The organism is Nautilia sp. PV-1 (assembly GCF_004006315.1).
GTDB classification, from domain to species: domain Bacteria; phylum Campylobacterota; class Campylobacteria; order Campylobacterales; family Nautiliaceae; genus Nautilia; species Nautilia profundicola_A.
Map to the genome: position 1 here is coordinate 981233 of NZ_CP026530.1, position 21437 is coordinate 1002669.

At 34.9% G+C, this 21437-nt stretch carries 24 protein-coding genes and 1 tRNA gene; 12 read left to right on the forward strand and 13 right to left on the reverse strand.

All coding sequences use genetic code 11. The features are described from left to right. Position 1: 1 nt before the first annotated feature. Together C3L23_RS05250 and C3L23_RS05255 are read left to right on the forward strand one after the other, a co-directional pair. Positions 2–406, forward strand: a complete 405-nt coding sequence (locus C3L23_RS05250; protein WP_127680552.1) for a tetratricopeptide repeat protein — start codon at positions 2–4, stop codon at positions 404–406. A 1-nt stretch (position 407) separates the two neighbouring features. Continuing rightward, positions 408–1097 carry a metallophosphoesterase gene (locus tag C3L23_RS05255; RefSeq protein ID WP_127680554.1) on the forward strand — a complete coding sequence of 230 codons (690 nt, stop codon included), beginning with the start codon at positions 408–410 and terminating at the stop codon, positions 1095–1097. On the opposite strand, the gene C3L23_RS05260 is transcribed toward C3L23_RS05255, so the two are convergent. Beyond that, positions 1091–1999 carry a YfdX family protein gene (locus C3L23_RS05260; protein WP_127680556.1) on the reverse strand — a complete coding sequence of 303 codons (909 nt, stop codon included), beginning with the start codon at positions 1997–1999 and terminating at the stop codon, positions 1091–1093. The genes C3L23_RS05255 and C3L23_RS05260 overlap by 7 nt on opposite strands. Positions 2000–2168: 169 nt before the next feature. After that, positions 2169–2762 carry a LysE family translocator gene (locus C3L23_RS05265; RefSeq protein WP_127680558.1) on the reverse strand — a complete coding sequence of 198 codons (594 nt, stop codon included), beginning with the start codon at positions 2760–2762 and terminating at the stop codon, positions 2169–2171. 40 nt (positions 2763–2802) lie between these two features. Here C3L23_RS05265 and C3L23_RS05270 point away from each other — a divergent pair, with 40 nt between their 5' ends. The 3 genes from C3L23_RS05270 to C3L23_RS05280 all read left to right on the forward strand — a co-directional run bounded on the left by C3L23_RS05270 (position 2803) and on the right by C3L23_RS05280 (position 4588). Further along, positions 2803–3882 carry a pyridoxal phosphate-dependent aminotransferase gene (locus C3L23_RS05270; protein ID WP_127680560.1) on the forward strand — a complete coding sequence of 360 codons (1080 nt, stop codon included), beginning with the start codon at positions 2803–2805 and terminating at the stop codon, positions 3880–3882. A gap of 110 nt (positions 3883–3992) precedes the next feature. Further along, positions 3993–4298, forward strand: coding sequence for a F0F1 ATP synthase subunit C (locus C3L23_RS05275; RefSeq protein WP_123351882.1), 306 nt, complete (start codon positions 3993–3995; stop codon positions 4296–4298). Between the two features lie 203 nt (positions 4299–4501). Then, positions 4502–4588 (forward strand) — tRNA-Leu (locus C3L23_RS05280). Between the two features lie 82 nt (positions 4589–4670). On the opposite strand, the gene C3L23_RS05285 is transcribed toward C3L23_RS05280, so the two are convergent. From C3L23_RS05285 to C3L23_RS05295, 3 genes are read right to left on the reverse strand one after another with little or no spacing between them, the layout of a single operon-like run. Next, complete coding sequence (locus C3L23_RS05285) at positions 4671–5561, reverse strand: hypothetical protein (RefSeq protein ID WP_127680562.1); 891 nt, start codon at positions 5559–5561, stop codon at positions 4671–4673. Then, positions 5554–7104: an AAA family ATPase gene (locus tag C3L23_RS05290; RefSeq protein WP_127680564.1), complete on the reverse strand. Its 1551-nt coding sequence runs from the start codon at positions 7102–7104 to the stop codon at positions 5554–5556. The genes C3L23_RS05285 and C3L23_RS05290 overlap by 8 nt, the downstream gene beginning before the upstream one ends. 46 nt (positions 7105–7150) lie before the next feature. Continuing rightward, positions 7151–7978 carry an NAD(+)/NADH kinase gene (locus C3L23_RS05295; RefSeq protein ID WP_127680566.1) on the reverse strand — a complete coding sequence of 276 codons (828 nt, stop codon included), beginning with the start codon at positions 7976–7978 and terminating at the stop codon, positions 7151–7153. A gap of 118 nt (positions 7979–8096) precedes the next feature. On the opposite strand from C3L23_RS05295, the gene C3L23_RS05300 reads away from it, so the two are divergent. After that, on the forward strand, positions 8097–8594 hold the full coding sequence (locus C3L23_RS05300; RefSeq protein WP_127680568.1) for a bacterioferritin: 498 nt from the start codon (positions 8097–8099) through the stop codon (positions 8592–8594). Here the strand turns inward: C3L23_RS05300 and C3L23_RS05305 are convergent. Both C3L23_RS05305 and C3L23_RS05310 read right to left on the reverse strand, forming a co-directional pair. Continuing rightward, positions 8578–9171: a CHAD domain-containing protein gene (locus tag C3L23_RS05305; protein WP_127680570.1), complete on the reverse strand. Its 594-nt coding sequence runs from the start codon at positions 9169–9171 to the stop codon at positions 8578–8580. The genes C3L23_RS05300 and C3L23_RS05305 overlap by 17 nt on opposite strands. After that, on the reverse strand, positions 9159–10262 hold the full coding sequence (locus tag C3L23_RS05310) for a mechanosensitive ion channel family protein (protein WP_127680572.1): 1104 nt from the start codon (positions 10260–10262) through the stop codon (positions 9159–9161). Before C3L23_RS05310 ends, C3L23_RS05305 begins: the two co-directional genes overlap by 13 nt. Before the next feature lie 61 nt (positions 10263–10323). On the opposite strand from C3L23_RS05310, the gene aspS reads away from it, so the two are divergent. The 6 genes from aspS to C3L23_RS05340 all read left to right on the forward strand — a co-directional run bounded on the left by aspS (position 10324) and on the right by C3L23_RS05340 (position 15375). Continuing rightward, positions 10324–12090, forward strand: coding sequence for an aspartate--tRNA ligase (aspS, locus tag C3L23_RS05315; protein WP_127680574.1), 1767 nt, complete (start codon positions 10324–10326; stop codon positions 12088–12090). After that, positions 12083–12352, forward strand: a complete 270-nt coding sequence (locus C3L23_RS05320; protein WP_127680576.1) for a ferrous iron transport protein A — start codon at positions 12083–12085, stop codon at positions 12350–12352. Before aspS ends, C3L23_RS05320 begins: the two co-directional genes overlap by 8 nt. A 99-nt stretch (positions 12353–12451) precedes the next feature. Next, on the forward strand, positions 12452–13030 hold the full coding sequence (locus tag C3L23_RS05325; RefSeq protein WP_127680578.1) for an adenylate kinase: 579 nt from the start codon (positions 12452–12454) through the stop codon (positions 13028–13030). Next, a complete protein-coding gene (locus C3L23_RS05330; RefSeq protein ID WP_127680580.1) occupies positions 13030–13767 on the forward strand; it encodes a molybdopterin-binding protein in 738 nt (245 codons plus the stop codon). Before C3L23_RS05325 ends, C3L23_RS05330 begins: the two co-directional genes overlap by 1 nt. Then, positions 13748–14920 (forward strand): diguanylate cyclase, encoded by a 1173-nt coding sequence (locus C3L23_RS05335; protein ID WP_127680582.1) that lies wholly within the window; start codon positions 13748–13750, stop codon positions 14918–14920. The genes C3L23_RS05330 and C3L23_RS05335 overlap by 20 nt, the downstream gene beginning before the upstream one ends. Further along, a complete protein-coding gene (locus C3L23_RS05340; protein WP_127680584.1) occupies positions 14920–15375 on the forward strand; it encodes an adenylate kinase in 456 nt (151 codons plus the stop codon). Before C3L23_RS05335 ends, C3L23_RS05340 begins: the two co-directional genes overlap by 1 nt. Positions 15376–15565: 190 nt before the next feature. Here C3L23_RS05340 and C3L23_RS05345 read toward each other — a convergent pair whose 3' ends face one another. Genes C3L23_RS05345 through C3L23_RS05370 form a run of 6 tightly spaced genes read right to left on the reverse strand, consistent with a single transcriptional unit; the run spans position 15566 to position 21387 of the window. Beyond that, positions 15566–16429, reverse strand: coding sequence for a CoB--CoM heterodisulfide reductase iron-sulfur subunit B family protein (locus C3L23_RS05345; RefSeq protein ID WP_127680586.1), 864 nt, complete (start codon positions 16427–16429; stop codon positions 15566–15568). A gap of 1 nt (position 16430) precedes the next feature. Further along, entirely contained in the window at positions 16431–17399 is a 969-nt protein-coding gene (locus tag C3L23_RS05350; protein ID WP_127680588.1) for a succinate dehydrogenase/fumarate reductase iron-sulfur subunit, read from the reverse strand. Positions 17400–17408: 9 nt separating this feature from the next. Then, positions 17409–19115 carry an FAD-dependent oxidoreductase gene (locus C3L23_RS05355; RefSeq protein WP_127680590.1) on the reverse strand — a complete coding sequence of 569 codons (1707 nt, stop codon included), beginning with the start codon at positions 19113–19115 and terminating at the stop codon, positions 17409–17411. Position 19116: 1 nt separating this feature from the next. Then, a complete protein-coding gene (locus C3L23_RS05360; RefSeq protein WP_127680592.1) occupies positions 19117–20538 on the reverse strand; it encodes a glutamate synthase subunit beta in 1422 nt (473 codons plus the stop codon). A 2-nt stretch (positions 20539–20540) separates the two neighbouring features. Next, the gene (locus C3L23_RS05365; protein ID WP_127680594.1) at positions 20541–20876 is read right to left on the reverse strand and encodes a hydrogenase maturation nickel metallochaperone HypA; all 336 of its coding nucleotides are present in this window, start codon (positions 20874–20876) and stop codon (positions 20541–20543) included. After that, entirely contained in the window at positions 20869–21387 is a 519-nt protein-coding gene (locus C3L23_RS05370; protein ID WP_127680596.1) for a 4Fe-4S dicluster domain-containing protein, read from the reverse strand. Before C3L23_RS05370 ends, C3L23_RS05365 begins: the two co-directional genes overlap by 8 nt. Positions 21388–21437: the final 50 nt, after the last annotated feature.

The following is a 21437-nucleotide window of genomic DNA, read 5'->3' on the forward strand; positions in this document are numbered from 1 at the left end:
AATGAAAAAAATATTCTTAATATCTCTATTATCTGTATTTGCTCTTGCGAGTAATCACGGTCAGACTAAAGACCCTGATTTAAAACTGGCTCTTCAGGGTAAATATGCCCAGGCTTTAAAAGGGTTTGAAAAAAGATGTGACAATAAAAATGACGCTTACGCATGCGGAATGGTTGCCTATTTTTACAACAAAGGTTTCGGAACTCAAAAAAACATAAAAAAAGCCCTTAAATATTATGAAAAGGGATGTTCTTTAAACGATACCGACAGCTGCACTATCCTCGGATATTACTATTACAAAGGCGAAATAGTAAAAAAAGATCCTGCAAAAGCAAAACAGCTCTTAAATAAAGCCTGTAAACTTGGAAATAAAGACGCCTGTAACTACGCACATGCAATAAAGTAACATGAAATACGTTATCTATGGCGATATTCATGGATGCCTTGAAGAATGGGAGGAGCTTAGACGGCTCATACCCAAAAATTCTTTTGAAATATGTCTTGGTGATATTTTAGACAAAGGCCCTTTTCCCGTAGAATCTCTCAGATATGCTCAAAAAAACAATATATTTTCCATCATGGGCAACCATGAATACAAACATCTTCGCAAACACTGGGGACGAAAAGTTGTTTTGGATGAAGATCAGCAAAAAGTGTATCCTCAATTAAAACAAAAAGATTTTGATTTTATAGAATCAATGCCGTTTTTCTTGAAATTAAACCATCTGACTCTTATTCATGCAGGAATAAGCAACAGGCTGTATCTAAACAATCCGAAACTTAATTTAATGACTCTGCTTTTGTTTATGAGAGATGTAAATGAAGAAGGTAAATTTCTACCGCTAAACCATAATAATCCCAATGCAAGATTTTGGGCCGACGTTTATAACGGCCATGAAGGCTTTGTAGTTTACGGACACTCTCCGTTTAAAGATCCTAATATAAAAAGAAATTCAGCAGGTATAGACACCGGATGTGTTTACGGTAATAAACTTACCGCCCTTATTATTTCAAACACGTTAAAACCTTGGGAAAACGAAATTGTACAGGTAGAGGCTAAGCAAAAATATGCCGAGCCTCACGTGCCGTTTTATTGATTTTTCTTCTCGTCTTTATTGTCTTCTTTATTATCTTCTTTTTTTGTAGGCATCTGTGTAGGATTTTTTACTTTATTAAATCCGCTCATAAATGAACTTAATTTTGTTTTAAGATTTTCAAAAATTCCTTTTGTACCTTCCTCGCCTTTAAGTTTGTTTTCAATATTCTCTATTTCTTCGAACAGATCTTTATAGTCAGTTTCAATTTTGCCGTATCCTAAAGCCTGTGCGAGTAACAGCTGTTCTTTTGCATATTCAAGAAGTTTGCTTAATTCTTCTTTATTTGCTTTATCGTTTTCTTTTGTCATTTCACTGGCTTTTATTATAGTTTTTTCAGCTCTTAATATCGGTAAAGGAATTACTACTTTTTCAATAATTAATGTTTCAAGCGCTTCAACAATCAACGCTTTAGCCTCTTTAAATTTACCTTCTTCCACTAAAGGAATAATTGCTTTTATAACTACCGGATATGTCCCTATCGGTAATGCTGTTATATAAATATCCAGTTCACTTGCAAGATTTAACATAATATCTCTCGCTAACGCAACTTCTCCCTTTTTAATTAACGCAACAACTTCTGTTTTTGCAAGTTCAACGTCTTCAACTGTTCCCGGAAAATCAACAACTTCCTGTCTTACTCCCACAGGTACAGCCTGTAGTGTCGGATCTTTAGCAACCAATACTTCAAGTTTGCCAAGAACTTTTTCTATTTGTTCCAAAACTTCTTCTTTATTTTCTTTATCAAGTAGTTCAACTACCTTTACAACTGCATTAATCGCCTCTGTAGCTTCTTTTGTTATTTTTTGCACTCTTTCATCAACGTAATTTTCTTTTGCCTCCTCTACATTTTTAGTAACTTCTTTGTTTTCTGTTACTTTATTTTCTTTTTTTACTTCTGCCATTTTTTCCTCCTTAAAAGTTTTCAAAATTATACAACATTGATATATACTTTGTCAAGTTTATTTAATCGTATTATTTATGATATTTTACAAAGATAACTAAACTTTAAAACACTGAAATATTGTTTTAAGCTAATATATTAAAATAACAACAGTTAAAAAAGGAAAAAAATTAAAAGACGGCTAAAGAAGCTTTGTATGCCGTATAGAATAAGCTTGCTGAAAAAAACAAAAACAGAGCGCTTGAAATCTTATTTACCGCATTCATAATTTTTTCTTCAATATTCAGTTTAGAGCTAAAATAGGCCGCTGTTAAAAAAGCTGCAGAAATACCTGCGTAAAGACTCACCAGACTTAACATAACATTCTTACTCATGAACGGTGTTATTACTACTGCGAAAAATATCATCGCCTTGGGATTTGAAAGATTTAAAAAAAGAGCCTGTTTGTAAATATCAAACTTTTTATAATTGTCGCAGCTTTTTTCAATATGGACTTTTTCGTTAAACACCGCTACAGCAATACGAAAAAGATATATTCCGCCTAAAATTCCTACTGTCATCTGAAAATACGGATTATGACCAATACTGCCAAGTCCTATTCCCACAAGTGTCAGATAGACTATATTACCGGTTAAAATACCTGCAACGGCCAAAAACGCGGAAACTCTCCCTTTGCACAGTCCCTGCCGTATGACATAAAAAATATCAGGTCCGGGAGTTAAAGCGGCAAAAAAACCCATACTTGCAAGTATTATATAATCCATTTATATCCTTTTTGATAAAATTATACAAAAAAGGCATATAATGAAACCGTTTATAGTTATGGATGTTTTGAAAAAAGCAAGGGAGCTCGAAAATGTTATCCACTTAGAAATAGGAGAACCCGACCTTCTGCCCTCTCCAAAAGTAAAATCAGCACTCGAAATGTCAGTTAAAAACAACAGTTTTTTTTACACCGAAGCAAAAGGACTTAAAAAATTAAGAGAAAAAATATCGGAACATTATAAAACTATGTATGACGTTAAAGTAAATCCTGAAAATATAATAGTAACCACCGGAACATCTACAGCGTTTTTAATAGCTTTTTATTTTTCAAAAATTATTGCCACCCCTACTCCTGGATATCCTTGCTATGAAAATTTTGCTGAGCTTGAAAATAAAAAATTCATTAAAATCCCTACCTGCTTTCCGGAATACAAATTAAACCCTAAAGATTTAAACAGGTACAATTTCGATACGCTTATGATATCTTCGCCAAACAATCCTACAGGTACGTTATATTCTAAAGAAGATTTAAAAAGCATATGTGATTACTGTCAAAACGAAAACAAGCTTCTTATTAGCGATGAACTTTATCACGGACTGGTATATTCGGATGATTACACAACCGCACTGAAATATAACGAAAACGCCATTGTTATTAACGGGTTTAGCAAATATTTCTGTATGCCGGGTCTGAGAATCGGATGGATGATAGTGCCGGAGAAATTTAAAAGGAATGCGGAAATAATTGCTCAGAATATCCTGATATCTGCCCCTACGCTTTCTCAGTATGCAGCGTTGGAAGCTTTTGACTATCAACATCTCAATACAGTAAAAGACGAATTTCAAAAAAGAAGAGACTTTTTATATAACGAACTAAAAGATCTTTTTCCTATAGCAAAACCTGAAGGAGCTTTTTATTTATGGTGTGATATAAGTAAATACTCAGACAATTCACTTAAATTTTGCAACACTCTGCTTGAAGATGCTAAAGTCGCTGCAACTCCGGGAATTGATTTCGGTGATTTTAATAACTTTATCAGAATTGCATACACCAAAAATATTAATGAACTTGAAACTGCGGCAGAAAGAATAAGGAATTTTTTAAAAAATATTAAATAACTATTAATATTTACAAAATTTTTGGTTATAATTTCAATGCGTTACGTGTTAAGTAGGGATACGCAAGCCGAACGGACGTGGCGTAATAAAATATCACAAAAGGAAGAAACATGAAAAAAATCGTAGCTCTTATGGCAATTTTCGCAGCATTTGCTTTCGCAGCAGATGGTGACACAATGATTAAAGCATACAGCGTAGTAGCAGCTGTTGTAGGTCTTGGTCTTGCAGCACTTGGTGGTGCAATCGGTATGGGGCACGCTTCTGCGGCAACAATCGCTGGTACAGCAAGAAACCCTGGTATGGGTGGTAAACTTATGGGTACAATGTTCATCGCATTAGCGATGATCGAAGCGCAGGTTATTTACGCACTTGTACTTGCACTTATCGCACTTTACGCTAACCCATTCTTAGGTTAATATCAAAACCCTTTTTCGGGTTTTTTTATTTTTTACAACATCTAGTGTCTGTCACTATTATCAATTTTTTTATTTTACTTTTTCTATTTTTAATTATAACAACACTGAAAATTCAAACATTAAAACACATCTTTAATAAAAACACGCAAAAAGCCTTAACACTATTGAACATAACAGATCATTTTGATATAATTTCAATCCGCGCGACGGTGGTGGAATTGGTAGACACGCAAGGTTGAGGGCCTTGTGGGCGTTAGCCCGTGAGGGTTCGAGTCCCTCCCGTCGCACCATTTAAACTATCAAGTAAGTGTCTGTCACTTGTTTATATTTTTTTTAAACTTTTTTTTATCTTCTATCAATTATAGAAATAAATCAAGAAGAAAGTCTTTGTCTTAAAAACTTAACTTCTTCTAAAATCCCCTCTTCCGGTAAATTCATTTCTATGAAGTTTAACATTCTGTTTACGATATTTTCAATACCTTTTGATTTTTTAATATCTTCCATTTCTTCATCTATTCTTTCAAGTACGGCTAGTATAAAAGGAATGTTTTTTATTTCTCTTTTTAAAATAACTTCCAAATTTGGATATTTTTCATCAAATACAAATGCAAATTTCTGTTTTTGTTTATTTAGCTCTTCTTTTTCAAAATCAATTACCTTATTTTTTATTAAAGAATATTCAATATAATGTTTGTTTTTATAACTCGGCCTGATACGCAGTTCATCAAATATTTTTTTTGCTTTTTCAATACTTAAGGCGTTAAATTCGTCCGTATCAAAAACAACCTTGTAAATTTCAATTTCTGTAAATTCGCCGGTTTGTGAATTGAAAAAAGGTATCTTATGCAAAGCCCTTATCTCTTTTAACTGTTTTTCATCTATTATTCCAATGATTTTATTATCAAGCAGAGTAAAAAACGGTGATATTTTATTTATCAAAAAGCCTAATATGAATTTTTTCTTTTCTTCGCTCACATCGGCATCTACAATTACTAAAAACCCGCTGTTTATGTTTTTTGCAATTTCTATAAAACTGGTATATTTTAACGCATTATTTTCATCATAAAATTTTTCGATATGTACATTTTCAAGATTTGAAATTATTTTAAGAAGCTTCTTTTTAAATTCGCTTTTTTTTGATTTTTCTATTTTACACTCTTTACACAAAGAAGTAATAAGCTCTTTTGTTTCCGAATTTTTCTGTTTGATATTAAGCAGTTCCGTTTCAAGCTCTTTTATTTTTTGTAAAAGTATATTAACCATTTTCATCCTTTAAAAGTTCTTTAGCATATTCTACGGCTTTTTGCGATTTTTCAATTCCCCCTATTATTCTGGCAACTTCCTGAACTCTCTCATCAAAAGTAAGTTCTTTTACGATACTTTTGCCTTCTTTTTTTTCAACAAGAAAATGCTTATTCGCTTTACTTGCAAGCTGTGGCTGATGCGATATGGCAAAGATCTGATATTTACTTGACAGATATTTAAGCACTTCGGCTACACTCATACTTTCTTCACCGCTTAAATTTGCATCTATTTCATCTAAAAAAAGAGTTTTTTCATTATCCTCATATTCAAGCATACTTGCCAGCAGTGCAACTCTGAGTCTGTTAAATTCTCCTGTTGAAATTGTATTTATATCTATATCGTTTACTATTATTTCTACTTTATCTTTTCCCAGCGAATTTAATTCAGTTTCATTAAAAACAATATCCGCTTTAGGCATATACAGTTTTTCAAGATAATAATTAAGCTTATTCTTAAGCTCTTCGGCGGATTTTTTTCTTTTTGCGGAAATTTTTCCGGCTAAAAGCAGCAGTTCTCTTTCATAATTCAAAATACTGTTTTCCAGCTCTTCCTTTTGAAAACTGAGATTTTCAAGTTCGTTTAGTTCTTTTTTCTTTTTCTCATAAGCCTGAAGACACTCATCAATACTGCCGTATCTTCTTATAAGCTCCTGCAGATTTGAAAGCCTTTCAAGAACTTCTTCTATATCAACATTTTCTAGATACTCGGCTTTTTCCTGAGCTTTATCTATTGCAATTCTCAGTTCATTCATTGCGTTTGAAAAAAATTCGCTCTCAACCCCGCTCATTTCAAGCAATTCGTAAACACCGTGTTCAAAATCAAATATTCTTTCAACTTCAAAAATTTTTTCTTTTATTTTTTCAACTTTGCTTAAATCTTTTTTGATTTGCATAAGTTCTTCAAATTCCCCGGGTTTAGGATCAATCTGTTCTATTTTTTCCAATTCGAATTTTAAAAACTCTTTTTTTTCTTCTGCCTCTTTTTCTAAAGATTTCAAAGTTTCAAGTTCTTTTTTGTTTTTCATGTATTTATAAAACAGTTCTCTGTATTCTTTAATCAGCGTTTTATAATTTTTATCTTTGATCATTTTATCTAATACACTTATAATATTTTCGTTTTCAAACTCTTTTATTTCTCTTAAAGAAAGATAATTTATAAAAATATCAGCAATCTCTTTGACCGTTTTTTTACTTACGGCCTGATTGTTTATAAAAAACCTGTTTTTATTTTTTTTAATCTGTTTAAAAATTAAAACGTCGTCATTTTCAAGCCCGTACTTTTCTAAATCAACATCATTATCAACGACTGCTTCCCCAAGTTTCGCATTTAAATCAAAATATCCGAATATAGAAAGAATACCTCTCATTAAAACAGATTTACCCGCTCCGCTTGGACCGGTGAAAACGATAAGACCTTTACTAAACTCAAGTTCAATTTCATTAAACTCAAGCTCAACCTCATCAAACGTTACGTATTCTTTAAGATACACCCTTTCAATCATATTTTATACCTTAATTCTACATTCTCAATTCTCAATTCTACATTCATTATTTCCCGTCTCCCCAGTTAAGTTTTTCCCTTAATACTTCAAAATAGTTCCTCTCGGTTCTGTGAATTAGTTTTGCAGGATTGGATGCTTTTTTAATTTTTATTTTACCCTTCATATCAAAAATTTCCTGTCCGTCTATTATTAGTTTGGCATTGTTGTTTTCGACTTCTAATTCTATTTCAAAATGGCTGGGAAGAATAAGAGGCCTTTGCGTCAATGAATGCGGACAGATAGGCGTCAATATAAAACCTTCGGTCAAAGGATAAACCACAGGTCCTCCGGCGCTAAGATTATATGCGGTGCTTCCCGTAGGAGTGGATATAATAAGACCGTCACCGTAATATCTGTTAAGATGGGACTCATTGGTATCTACGTTTATATGAATCATAGATGATATTATGTCTTTACTTATCACAACATCGTTAAATGCATACAGTTTTGTATCCAGATAGTTTACTTCTATAACCATTCTTTCATCAACCCTGTATTCTCCTTTTAAAAATTTATCCAAAAACGCTTCAATATTGTCAGGATTGATATCGGTCAAAAATCCGAGTTTGCCTGCATTTATTCCCAAAATCGGCTTATCGAACTTATAACTTCTCCTCGCAACCGAAATAAGAGTGCCGTCACCTCCTAAAGTTACAAGAAAATCAACACTCTGGCACATTTTTTCAAAATCCATTCCGAGTATGCCTATCAGTTTTGCGGAAACCATATCAATATAAACTTCTATACCTTTTTTTTCAAAAATTTCTTTTATTTTAAAATAGAGATGTTTTAAATTATCGTCAACCACCGGTTTTAATACAAATCCCGCTTTCAAAGCATGCCTTTTTTTTCTCTAATTATACCAATTTATAAGTATGATTATTTTTAATTATATATTGGAAAAAAATTATTATTTAATAAATTTATGCTATAATAAGAAAAAAGGAATTAACATGGACAAAAAAAAATCAATTGAACTATTAAATAAAGCCGTAGCTGAAGAACTGAGCGCAATACACCAGTATATGTATTTTCATTTTATTCTGGATGATCTGGGATATGACCTGCTTGCAGGAATATTTAAAAAAACCGCAATAGACGAAATGCTGCATACCGAAAGATTCGCTGAAAGAATTCTCTTTTTAGGCGGGGAAATCGAGATGAAACCGGCTCATGAAGTCGAACATATAAGAGAACCGCATAAAATGCTCGAATGGGCTATGAAAAGCGAAGAGGAGGCAATGGAAATGTATAATGATTTTGCCGTTGAATGCACTCAGGCAAGAGATGCCGGAACTAAACAGATTTTCGAATCCATCATTGCCGATGAAGAAAGACATTTCGAAGGATTTGAACAGGAATTTGACAATCTTGAAAAATTCGGCGACAGATATCTGGCACAACAGGCGATGGAAAGAAGCAAAAGAATGGGAATTAGCGCGGCAGAATAGAAAGAATTTCTTTTCTGGCCTTTTCCGCTTTTATTATAAATTTTCTCTTTTTAATATATGCATAAAGAAAGTTTTTATTCATTTTTTTGCATATTTTTTCGCATTTGTAATAATCATGGGCTTTGCCCAACATATCCTGTATCTTTTTAAATTCTTTTTCATATTTTTTGTTTGTATATCTGCACGCCTTAATTTTCAGTCTCAGTTTATGAAGCTGTTTGTCGTTTTTTATTAAAAAACTCTTTTTTAATATTTCTTTACATGTATCCAAGTCGGTTTTAACGGGTTTTTCTGCTTTTATTTCGTTGAATTTTACGGTTTTAAGAACTTTTAAAAATTTTTTATTTAGTTTTTTTCTTCTTTTTTTTAATATTTTAAAAATCTTTTTACTCTTGCAAATTTTGAGCATAACATCCGTATCTCTAAGCTTTGAAGATTTTTTTAATATTTTTTCGCAGCCTTCATCGCTCAGTCCATCTTTTAGTAAAAAAGAGAGCTTTTTCCTGCACTCGATTCTTAAATTATGCAGATTTTTTTCATTTTGTTTTTTAATATACTTTTTAATTATTCTTTCCATAGATTATCCCTGCTGTCGTGAAATATAACAGATGTAGGATAAGCAAGTTCAAGTTTTGAATTTTTAATAATCTCCAGTACTTTATACAGCACGTCCTGTTTTACTTTCAGCCATTTCTCCCAGTCCACCGTAATTGAAAAGGCATAAACAAGTATATTCATAGAATAATCGTCAAATTCGTCAAGATATACCAAAAGTGTTTTTCTTACACCGTATTTGTCTTCAATGGAAAAAAGTGTGTTTTTCATCATTTTTTTTCTAAGCTGAAAAGCTATCTTTTTATCGGTAACGATTTGAGGATGATGTTCAAGCATCGTTCTGATTTCCTGAATAACTCTGTTTAGCTCTTTGGTATCGGTAGTGTATTTGATTTTAATCCAAAATTTTATACGTCTTCCGATTATTCTTCTTGACCAGTTTTTAATCCACTGATTAGCCAAAACGGAATTAGGAATCGTTATAAGGGAATTGTCAAACGTTCTTATCTGGGTTGCAGTCAGCCCTATTTCGGTAACGAACCCTTCAAAATCTTTAGTCTCAATCCAGTCTCCCTGGTGAAATGCGTCTTCACTTACCAGCCGGATAGAGTCAAAAAAATTGCTCAGTGTATCTTTGGCGGCAAGACCTACGATTACACCGCCGATACCCAAGGAAGTGACTATTGCTGTAAGATTAACACCCAAATGAGACAGAATCATTACGAAAACCACAATAACAAGCAACACTTTCGTAAGGTTTATTACAAGCAAAAACAGCTCCCGCCTAACATTGGCTTTTTGGGCAAGCTTTATAGAAATAATCGTATATACGATGTATTTAAATACTTCGTAAAAAGCCCATGCAATCAGAAAAAGATTAATATAAAAAGCGGCATTTTCATAAGCAATGTTAAATTTTTTAAGCCAAAACGTCAAAACATTAAAATTTAAAAGCACTAACAGAGGAATACCGATCTTATTTACGCGGGAATAAAAAAGCCGGAAAGAAAGTTTTTTTCTGTTTTTAAAAAGAAAAATTTTCAGTTTTTTACTTAACACCGGATACATAAAATCCAATAATAATACAAAAACCGTAAGTATTATTTCCTTCATTTTTATCCTTTGCAAAAATTATAGCACATTTTGGTATAATTGCGCCTAAAAAAGGAATTTAATGAGAACTCATTATTGCGCCGAAGTTAATGAAAACCTTGTTGGTCAGAAAGTTGAGCTTGTAGGATGGGTAAACTCTCACAGGGACCACGGTGGAGTTATATTCATCGACCTTAGAGACAAAAGCGGGATTGTACAGGTGGTAGCAGATCCGGCAGACAGTACAAAAGCACACAAAGTTGCGGAAGAGATTAAAGACGAATATGTTTTAAAAGTAAAAGGACTGGTTAGATTAAGAGGCGAAGGCCTTGAAAACCCTAAACTGAAAACAGGAAAAATCGAAGTGGTAGCCGAAGAAATTATCATAGAAAACAAAAGCGAAGTTTTACCTTTCCAAATCGGTGACAAAAGCGTAAACGAAGAGCTTAGACTTAAATACAGATATTTAGACCTGAGAGACCCGAACAGTTTAAATACTTTCATTTTAAGAAGCAAAGTCACAAAAGCAATAAGAGACTATTTTGATTCAAACGGATTTATAGACGTCGAAACACCTATTCTTACTAAATCCACTCCTGAAGGTGCAAGGGATTATCTGGTACCGAGCAGAATCCATCCGGGCGAATTTTACGCACTTCCTCAGTCTCCTCAGCTTTTTAAACAGATTTTAATGGTTGCGGGATTTGACAGATATTACCAAATCGCGAAATGTTTCAGGGATGAAGACCTCAGAGCAGACAGACAGCCTGAATTTACACAGGTGGACGTTGAGATGAGCTTTGTTGAAGAAGATGACGTAATCGCAGCAATCGAAGGTATGATTAAAGAAGCTTTCAAAGTGGCAGGCGTTGAGGTGTCTCTTCCGATTCCGAGAATGACTTACGCCGAAGCTATGGAGAAATACGGAAGCGACAAACCTGATTTAAGATTCGACCTTCCTATGGTAGACGTAATAGACGAATTTATCGATTCAAACAACGAAATTTTCAGCACTATTGCTAAAGATAAGAAAAATAACAGATTTAAAGCGCTTAAAGTTCCGGGCGGAGATAATTTCTACAGCAGAAAAATGCTAAAAGAACTTGAAAACTATGTCAGAAAATTCGGCGCAAAAGGTCTTGCATACATTCAGGTAAAAGAAGAAGGGCTTAAAGGTCCTATCGTTAAATTTATGAGCGAAGAATCTCTAAACAAAATGATAGACAAACTAAAACCTGAAACAGGTGACATTATATTCTTCGGTGCAGGTGATAAGAAAACAGTTCTCGATTACATGGGAAGACTGAGAGTAAGAATAGCAAACGACATGGGATTAATCGATGAAAATGAATATAAATTTACATGGGTTGTAGATTTCCCTATGTTCGAAAAAGATGATAACGGCAACCCTACTCCGCTTCACCATCCGTTTACTATGCCGGATATGGATACATGGGATGAAGAAGATTTCGAAAATATCCAGTCTATTGCATACGACCTTGTTCTTAACGGTTATGAAATCGGAGGGGGAAGTATCAGGATCCATAAAGAGGAAATTCAGGAAAAAGTATTCAAAATGCTTGGAATTGATGAAATGGAAGCTCGTGAAAAATTCGGCTTCCTGCTTGATGCACTTAAATTCGGTGCACCTCCTCACGGAGGTTTTGCTTTAGGGCTTGACAGGGTTATTATGCTTATGACAAAAACTGACAACATCAGAGACGTAATAGCATTCCCTAAAACACAAAAAGCACAGTGTCTTTTAACAGGTGCTCCCGGTGAAGTCGACAAAACACAGCTTAAAGAACTTCATATCAGAGTAAAAAAACCAAAAGCGGAAAATGAATAAAAAAATAAGCGAAGTTACAAATTTAACTCTGGCAAATTTAAAAAAAGGTGACGTGTTTAAAATAGTAGGATTCGATAAATCATGCGGTAATTTTAAACACAGACTCAGCGACCTGGGAATCAGTAAAGGTCAAATAGGGCAGATAATAAACAAATCTCTTTTCGGCCCTATTGAAGTTGATATAGAAGGAAGAAAACTGGCTCTCGGACGCGGAATGACCAAAAAAATTTATGTTAAAAAATTTGAATGTCCGATATTGTGATTGTTGATGGTTGATAGTTAGTGGTTGAGAGTTGATATTTAGCGGTTAATGGCTGATGGCTGATGGTATAATATAATAAAAAAAACAAAAGGAGAGATAATGAAAAAACTGTTTTTAATAATCGGAGCACCTGGAAGCGGTAAAACTACTGATGCGGAACTTATAGCTGAAAGAAACGCTGATAAAATCGTTCACTATTCTACAGGTGATTTACTAAGAGCGGAAGTGGCAAGCGGCAGCGAACTAGGAAAAACAATAAAAAGCTATATTGACAACGGAAATCTCGTACCTCTTGAAATCGTAATCAACACAATTAAAAGCGCAATTGAAAAAGCGCCTAAAGATATCGTTTTAATAGACGGTTTCCCAAGAAGCGTTGAACAGATGAAAGCGCTTGACGAAATGCTTAAAAACTCTAAAGACATAGAACTTGTAAGCGTTATAGAAGTTGAAGTAAGCGAAGACGTTGCAAGAGAGAGAGTTTTAGGAAGAGCCAGAGGGGCTGACGACAATGTCGAAGTATTCAATAACAGAATGAAAGTGTTTTTAGAACCGTTAAAAGAAATCGAAGATTTCTATACGTCTCAAGGCAAACTTATTAAAATCAACGGTGAAAGAACCATTGAAGAAATAGTTGACGAAATGGAACAGGTAATAAAAGAAAAAGCCGGAATTTAATGAAAATTTTTCAGGTAATAATCGGTACCGAAATATTAAACGGCAGGAGAGAAGATAAACATTTCAAATTTTTAAGAGACGCCCTCTTACAAAGAGGCTATGAACTTTTTTCCTCTTTTACCGTAAAAGACGATCCCGACCTGCTTGAAAATATTTTTTCTTTAATAAAAAAAACCTCTGATTCTATGCTTTTCTGCTATGGAGGCATAGGCGCAACGCCTGATGATTTTACCAGAAAAACTGCGGCAAAAATTTTTACAGACAATGAAATGGAATATAATAAAGATTTCGTTAATATCATTGACCAAAAATTTCCTAATGAAGACAATAGCAAAAAATATCTTTTAGCATACTGGCCAAAAGATGCAAAACCTTTATGGAACAATCCTGTTAACGGATTTCCTGGTTTTAATATCAAAAACAGATATTTTTTTATGCCTGGATTTCCTCAAATGGCCCATCCTATGACAAAAGAAGCCATTGAAAAATTTTTACCAAAAAAAGAAATTAAGAAACGCTATACATTAATTGCTTATGCAAAAGAAAGCGAAATGCTTGATATTATGAAAAAAATCCCAAAAGAAGTAGAGTTTTCTACACTGCCGAAACTGGATTATACCAGTGAAATTTCATTTGCAGGAGAAAATGCAAAAGAAATTTATGAATGGTTTATGCTAAAATTAAAAGAAAACAACATCAAATACAAAGAGGCGACAAATGAAGATCAAACCAAATGATTATTTAAAAAAACTGACCTGTCTGTATGTTGAAGACGATGACAGTGTCAGAGAAAGTTTCTTGGTAATTTTAAATAAAATATTTAAAGAGGTTTATATAGCAAAAAACGGAAAAGAAGGGCTGGAATTATATAAAAAACACAATCCTGACATCATTCTGTCCGATATTAAAATGCCACAGATGGACGGACTTGAAATGGCTAAAGAAATAAAATCAATAAACCCTGACGCATATATAATATTACTGACGGCATTCACCGATATAGAGTTTTTAAAACAGGCTATCGATTTAGGCGTTGAAGGATATATCACAAAGCCTGTAGATAAAAAAAAGCTGTATCAAAAACTAAACTTTTTAGCTGAAATTATTAAACATAAAAAAGAAGCGGAAGAAAATCTGCAGCTTTTGAATAAAATCTTTGAAGAACAGACTGATGCCGTTATACTCGCAAAAGACAATGACATTAAATTAAAAAACTCTACTTTTATCAATGAATTCGGAGATTATAAAACCCTTGACGATCTGGAAGAAAATTTAAAAATTGATCTTATATTTGACGAAAAACCCTCAATTGTAAATATTGAACTCGATAATAAAGTCAAAACCTACGAAATTTCTTATAAAAACGCCGATAAAAACCATAAAATCATTACATTCAAAAACATTTCAGAAATAAACAAAAAAATATATACAGACGAACTTACAAAAGCATATAACAGAAAATATCTAAAAGAGCTTCTTCCGAAACTTATAAATAAAAAAGTCTGTTTTATTATACTTGATATTGACAATTTTAAACAGATAAACGATAAAAACGGCCATTTGGTTGGTGATATCGTTTTACAGATTTTAGCTGAAATCATAAAAGAAAATCTAAGAAAAGACGACATTTTCATCAGATGGGGAGGTGAAGAGTTTTTAATAATACCAAACAACGTTGAAGACATTAATACTGCAGAAAAAATTGCTGAAAACTTAAGAGAAAAAATAGAACACAGCAATTTTATGGAAGTTGATAAAGTTACCTGCAGTTTTGGAGTTTCATGCAAACAGATCTCTTCTCAGGATGACATAAAGTCACTGTTCAAAAAAGCGGACAGCGCTTTGTATCTTGCTAAACAGCACGGAAAAAATCAAGTAAAGGTTATTTAATGATATATTACACATTAATTGCAGTAAGCATAATAATTACGGCTTTTGCAATATATAATTTAGTTAAAATTTCTAAAATTGAAAAAAATATGAATAATTATCTATTCGCAATTACAAGCGAAAGAGGATACTATATTGGTGCGGTGCTGTTTTCACTGGCCTTAATGGTAATCACTGCTTTTCAAGCAGTCCCGTATGTTTTTGATATAAGAGTATTTAGTATCGTATTCTTTTTCTTTTCAATGTTTTTGCTCTCTTTATCACATCTGATATATCACAATGCAGTCATAAAAAAATGCAGTGATTACAAAGAGTTTTTCAAAGATTTTGAAATAAATTTCGATAATAAGTGTGAAAAACTTATGCTAAAACACATCTACTCTAAAGAAAAAGATATAGAAAAAATGAAAGATATCTTTAAAAGAAACAGGCATTTATGCAAGGAAAAAAAATAAACTTGATTTTTCTTTTTTGCATTCATTATAAAAATGAATGTTTTAATATAATATAAATATTAATTTAAACTAATTAAAAAAACATTATAAATCAACAATCATATACACATATATAGCATATAGTGAGAGACACTTAATAAATGTATTAAAACGAATTATAAACAAGGAGAAAAATTTTCTCCTCTTATTTTTAAACCTCAACAGGCGTTACGTGATGATGTAATCCCAGTTCTTTAGGCTCTATTCCAAAAGCAAGCCCTATAAGCTGCGGCAAATGCAGCACAGGCATATTAAATTCTTTATTGGCTTCTTTTGCAGCCGCTTTTTGTTTTACGTCAAGATTTAAGTGACATAAAGGACATGGAGTCACCATCATTTCGGCACCGCTTTCGCTAGCGTCTATTAAAGCGCTTGCAGTGAGTTTTTCGCTCACAGGAGTGTTTTGCAAATCAACGTGAAAACCGCAGCATTTTGTTTTCATCGCATAATCCACAGGTTCTCCCAGCAATACTTTTATCAGACTTTCAATTGCATTCGGTTTAAACGGATTTTCATTTAAATTTGCCCCGTCATGCGTTTTCGAAGGTCTTATAATATGACATCCGTAAAAAGGGGCAACTTTTAAATTAAGAGGTTTTTTCACATGTTTTGAAATTTCTTCAAGACCCACATCTTCCAGAATCGCATATAAAAAATGCTGAATTTTTGATTCACCGGTATATTTGTATCCTACTTCCGCAAGTTTTTCATTAACTTTGGCTTTAACTTCTTCATCACTGTCAAGTTTTTGTTTAGTGTTTTCAAGCATTAGCTGACATGTATTACAAAGCGTCACGAGTTTAAGCCCTCTTTTTTCCGCAAGGCAGATGTTTCTGGCATTAAGAACAAGTGATAAAAATTCGTCAAAATCCTGAAGATGGCTGGCTCCGCAGCAGCTGGCTTCATTTAATATTTCTATTTCTATACCAAGTACTTTTGCAACGGCAAGTGTGGATTTTAAAAGTTCCGGTGTCGATTCTTTTGCCGTACATCCCGTATATAGTGCATATTTCATATTAATCCTTTAACTCGTGAGTTTGAGATATTTCGATAAGTTTTTGTATCTCATCAAGACCTTCGCTTTTCGGCATCTGCCAAGGCAGTTTGATTTTGCCTTTCATGAACATTGAAATTGCTTCAGGCATATGACGCACAACATTTGCACCCTCGCTGTAAAGTACAAGCATTCCCTCATCGAGAATTCCGTGTTTTTTAATAGAATGTACAAATCCTTCGGCATGTTTGGTAGCAACGTTTCTTTTAGCCACTCCCTCTTCAAATACCTGGTTATGAAGATGTGTGATTTTCGTAAACGGATCGACTCCTTTAGGACACACTTCTATACATCCCTGGCATTTTACGCAGTCCCATATTCCGATTCCGAGTTTATCTACAAGTTCAAGTCTTTCTTTTTTAGCCTGATCTCTTACATCAGCCGTAAATCTGTATGTTTTTGCAAGAGCCTGAGGACCTAAGAAATCTTTATTAGCCCTGATACTTTCACATGTATAATAACAGCATCCGCATGCAATACAGTAATCCGCCTCTTCAATTAACTCTAAAAGAGCCGGTTTTATAAGATTTTCACTTTCAGGATGCTCGTCAATTTCTGCTATCAGATACGGTTTTACTTTTGCGTTTTTATCCCAGAAATCTTTTTTATCTATCACAAGGTCTTTTATTACTTTTTCTTTGTTTTTGGTTAACGGTTCTACAATTAAAGTGCTGCCGAACATTTCAACGGCTTCTTTTATACTTGTTTTACACGCAAGAACGTTTTTACCGTTGAGTTTAACGGCACAGCTTCCGCATATACCGTGTCTGCAGCTTCTTCTGTAGCTGAGGCTTCCGTCAATTTCCCATTTTATCTGATTAAGAGCGTCAAGTAAAACTCCGTCGTCTTTCAGTTCAAGTTCATACTTTTCATAATGAGGTTTGTCATCTGTTTCCGGATTATATCTATATACTTTAAACGTTACTTTCATCTTTAATCCTTAATATTTTCTTTCTTGAGGCTCGAATTTAGTAATTTTTACTGGAGCGTATTCAACTTCAACCTCATCATCTTTTAAATATGCAAAAGTATGTTTTAAAAACTGTTCGTCGTCTCTCTTAGGATAATCTTCCCTGTAATGCGCTCCGCGAGATTCTTTTCTGTTAATGGCGCCTTCAACTATAAACATCGCATAATCAAGCATATGGCCAAGTTCTATTGCTTCTTGAAGATCCGTATTGTAAAGTTTGCCTTTGTCGTCTAGCTTGATATTTTTATATCTTTTTCTTAATTCTTTAAGTTTTTCTTTTGCTTCAAGCATTGTGGCTTCTTCTCTGAAAACACCTACTTTTGTGCTCATGGTTTCCTGAAGCTCGTTTCTTATATGAGAAACTTTTTCTTCCCCGTTTGAATTTAAAAGCCCCTTAACTTCATTTAACATGGTTTCGGCTTCTTTTGCGTTTGCTTCTCTTAATTCAATTTTATCCAAATCGTTAAGAATAGACTGTCCCGTCCATCTTCCATAGAAAAGTGCTTCAAGAAGAGAGTTTGCTCCGAGTCTGTTTGCCCCGTGAACGCTTACACACGCACACTCACCCGCAGCATACAGACCTTCGGTAAGTTCTGTAGCAGATTTTTTAACGTGTCCGTTAATGTCGACTGGAATTCCTCCCATAGAATAATGCGCCGTAGCCGCAATTAAAATCGGCTCTTTAACCATATCCCGTCCTAAAAACGTTAATGCCAAATCTCTTAATTCAGGCAGTCTTTCGTTGATTTTTTTCTCCCCTAAATGTGTTAGATCAAGATATACCGCAAAAGGGTCCTCTTTTGCACCTCTTCCTTCGATTATCTCTTTCATAATCGCACGGCTTACCACGTCACGGGGAGCCAGTTCCATTTTTTCAGGAGCGTATTTTTCCATAAAACGCTCGCCTTTGGAGTTAAAAAGCCTTCCGCCTTCTCCTCTGGCCGCCTCACTCATCAAAATTCCGCTTCCGGCAAGCCCTGTCGGATGAAACTGTACGAATTCCATATCTTCAAGAGGAATACCGCGTCTGGCTAAAATTGACAGACCGTCTCCGGTATTCGCGTGAGCGTTTGAATTTACCTTAAACGCCCTTGCGTATCCTCCAGTTGCAAACATTACCGCTTTTGCGTTAAATACGGCGGGAGTCAGATCTCTTAAGTTATAAGCAACGACTCCGTACGCCTTTCCGTCTTCATATAACACATCGGCTACATACCATTCATCAAGCATTAAAACATCTTCTCTCACACACTGCTCATACATGGTCTGTAAAAGAGTAAGTCCCGTTCTGTCTTTTGCAAAGCAAGCTCTCGGTCTGCTCTGCCCGCCAAACGGCCTTTGGGCTATTCTTCCGTCTTCGCGTCTGCTGAACACCGCACCCATTCTTTCAATCCATCTGATTGTCTCAGGCGCTTTTTCACACATAAGCTCAACCGCGTCCTGATCGGCAAGATAATCGCTACCTTTAACCGTATCGAATTTATGAAGTTCCACATCGTCATCATCCGCAAGCGCCGCGTTAATGCCGCCCTGCGCCGCACCGGAATGTGAACGCAGTGGATGAAGCTTGGTAAGCACGGTAACACTTTTACCGGCTTTAACGAGTTCTCTTGCAGCGGCAAGACCCGCAAGTCCCGCACCTACAATTACTACATCGCTTTTATATACTGCTACCATATTAATCCTTTAATCCCAAATCCTCTAAAATCGCATATGCCGCGTCTCTTCCGTCTCTTGCAGCCGTTACAACGAGATCCGCACCTCTTACCGCATCTCCGCCGGCATATACTTTCGGATTTGTGGTTTGATATCTTTCATTTACTTTCGGACATCCCCATTTATCGGTTTCGATACCCGCATGCTCGTACCATGCAAATTTTACGTTATCAAAACCAAGGGCTAATATAATTATATCACAAGGAATTTCAAAATCGCTCCCTTCTACAACCTGAACTCTTCTTCTGCCGCTGCTGTCAGGCTCCCCTAGTTCGGTTTTTTGACAGATTATTCCCACAACATTGTTGTTTTCGTCAACTTTTACGGCTTTTGGAGCAGTATAAAACATAAAATTAACACCCTCTTCTTTTGCGTTAATCACTTCTTTTTTGCTTCCGGGCATATTTGCCTCGTCTCTTCTGTATACGCAAGTAACTTTTTTAGCACCGCTTCTTACAGACGTTCTTACGGCATCCATTGCACTGTCGCCGCCGCCAAGAACAACGACTTTTTTATCTTTTAATATACATTCGTCAAAATCTTTGAATACTCTTTTTTGTGCATGAGTAAGCACATCCATTACGTGATACACGCCGTTTGCGTCTTCGTTTTCCATCCTCGCACCCCTGCCGCTAGGAGCGCCGACACCTATAAATACGGCATCAAAATCGTCAACAACTTTTTCAAAATCCTCTTCCGTTAAAATAGGAGTGTTCAAATGAAGTTTAAGTCCGGCATCTTCCATCCATTTAAATCTTCTGAATATTACGTCTTTATGAAGTTTGAAATTCGGAATACCGTACGTTAAAAGCCCTCCGGGTCTGTCTGATTTTTCAAATATTTCCACATTGGCCCCTCCTCTTAGAAGATAAGTCGCACAGCTCATCCCTGCAGGCCCGCTTCCGATTACGGCCACTCTTTTTTTTCTTTTTTTATCTTCTCCGTAGTATGGTTTTAGTCCCTGTTTAAATCCTTCTTCGCTTATAAACACTTCAATTGCGCCTATTGCAACGCTGCCGTATTCCGTTTTAGCGACAGTACACGCACCCTGGCACAGACTGTCATGAGGACAGACTCTTCCCATTACCTCAGGAAAAGGAGACGTTTCATTACTTAATTCAAACGCTTTTTTAAGATTTCCTTTTTTTACTTCCCTTATCCACTGAGGAATATAGTTGTTTAAAGGACACCCGGTTCTGCAAAAACTAAATTCACTTTCAAGCCCTCTTAACACGTCAACCGGACAGGTAATACATCTTTTTGCCTGTTCTGTCGCTTCTTCGGTGTTGAATTCATGATAAATAGGATCAAAATCCTTTACTCTTTCTTTGGCGTCTCTTTTTCTTTGAATTTTTTTAGGAATTCTTGTGTAATCTTTTTTCATTTTCACTCCTTCACTTCTATATATTCTATATGCATCTCTTCTCCGGCGATAATTTTTGTTTTTTCGCTGCCGCATATGGGACAGTGAAAATCAAAACCTTTAATGTCACTTTCATTTCCGCAGCCGAAACATTTAATTCTTACATCTACTTCTATAATTTCCATTTCAGCTGTTTCGCAAACAGTTCCTTCTTTGAAAAAGTCGAAGCTTTCTTTTAAAAAATGAGGTTCAATACCGCTCATTTTTCCTATTTTCACTACAAGTTTGGTAACTTCTTTACCTTTACTGACTTCTTCGACTATTTTCATCATAGACTGTACGACGGATAACTCATGCATTTTGATTTAATCTCTCAAATGCCTCGTTTTGTTTTCTGGCCTTGTATTCCGTATAGTCTATAAGGCTCAAAGCATCCGTAGGACAAACGTTTACACACGCCTGTTCACCCTCTGTTCCTCCGCATAAATCACATTTAAGAGCTACCAGTCCCGTTACGTTGGTAGATTCGCTAGGAGCCATTACAATCGCTCCGAACGGACACACCATTGCACAGCTTCTGCATCCTATACAGTCGTCTTCATATATTTTTACGTAATTGTTTTCATATTTGATAATATCTATAGGACACGCATTCACACACGGCGCGTCTTCACACTGCATACACTGCATAGGTGCCGTAAGATTCGCATGTTTTATTACTGTGTTTCTATGAATAAGATCAATCCCTTTAAGCCCCATATCATATGCTTCTTCAAGACTCACTCCCATATGGCTTGCCGCACACGCAAGCTCGCAGTTGAGACATCCTATACACTTTGTAGCGTCTGCAAATATAAATTTATTAGCCATTTATTCTCCTTTTATATTATTTCTGCTTCACAACTTACCCACTTATCTAC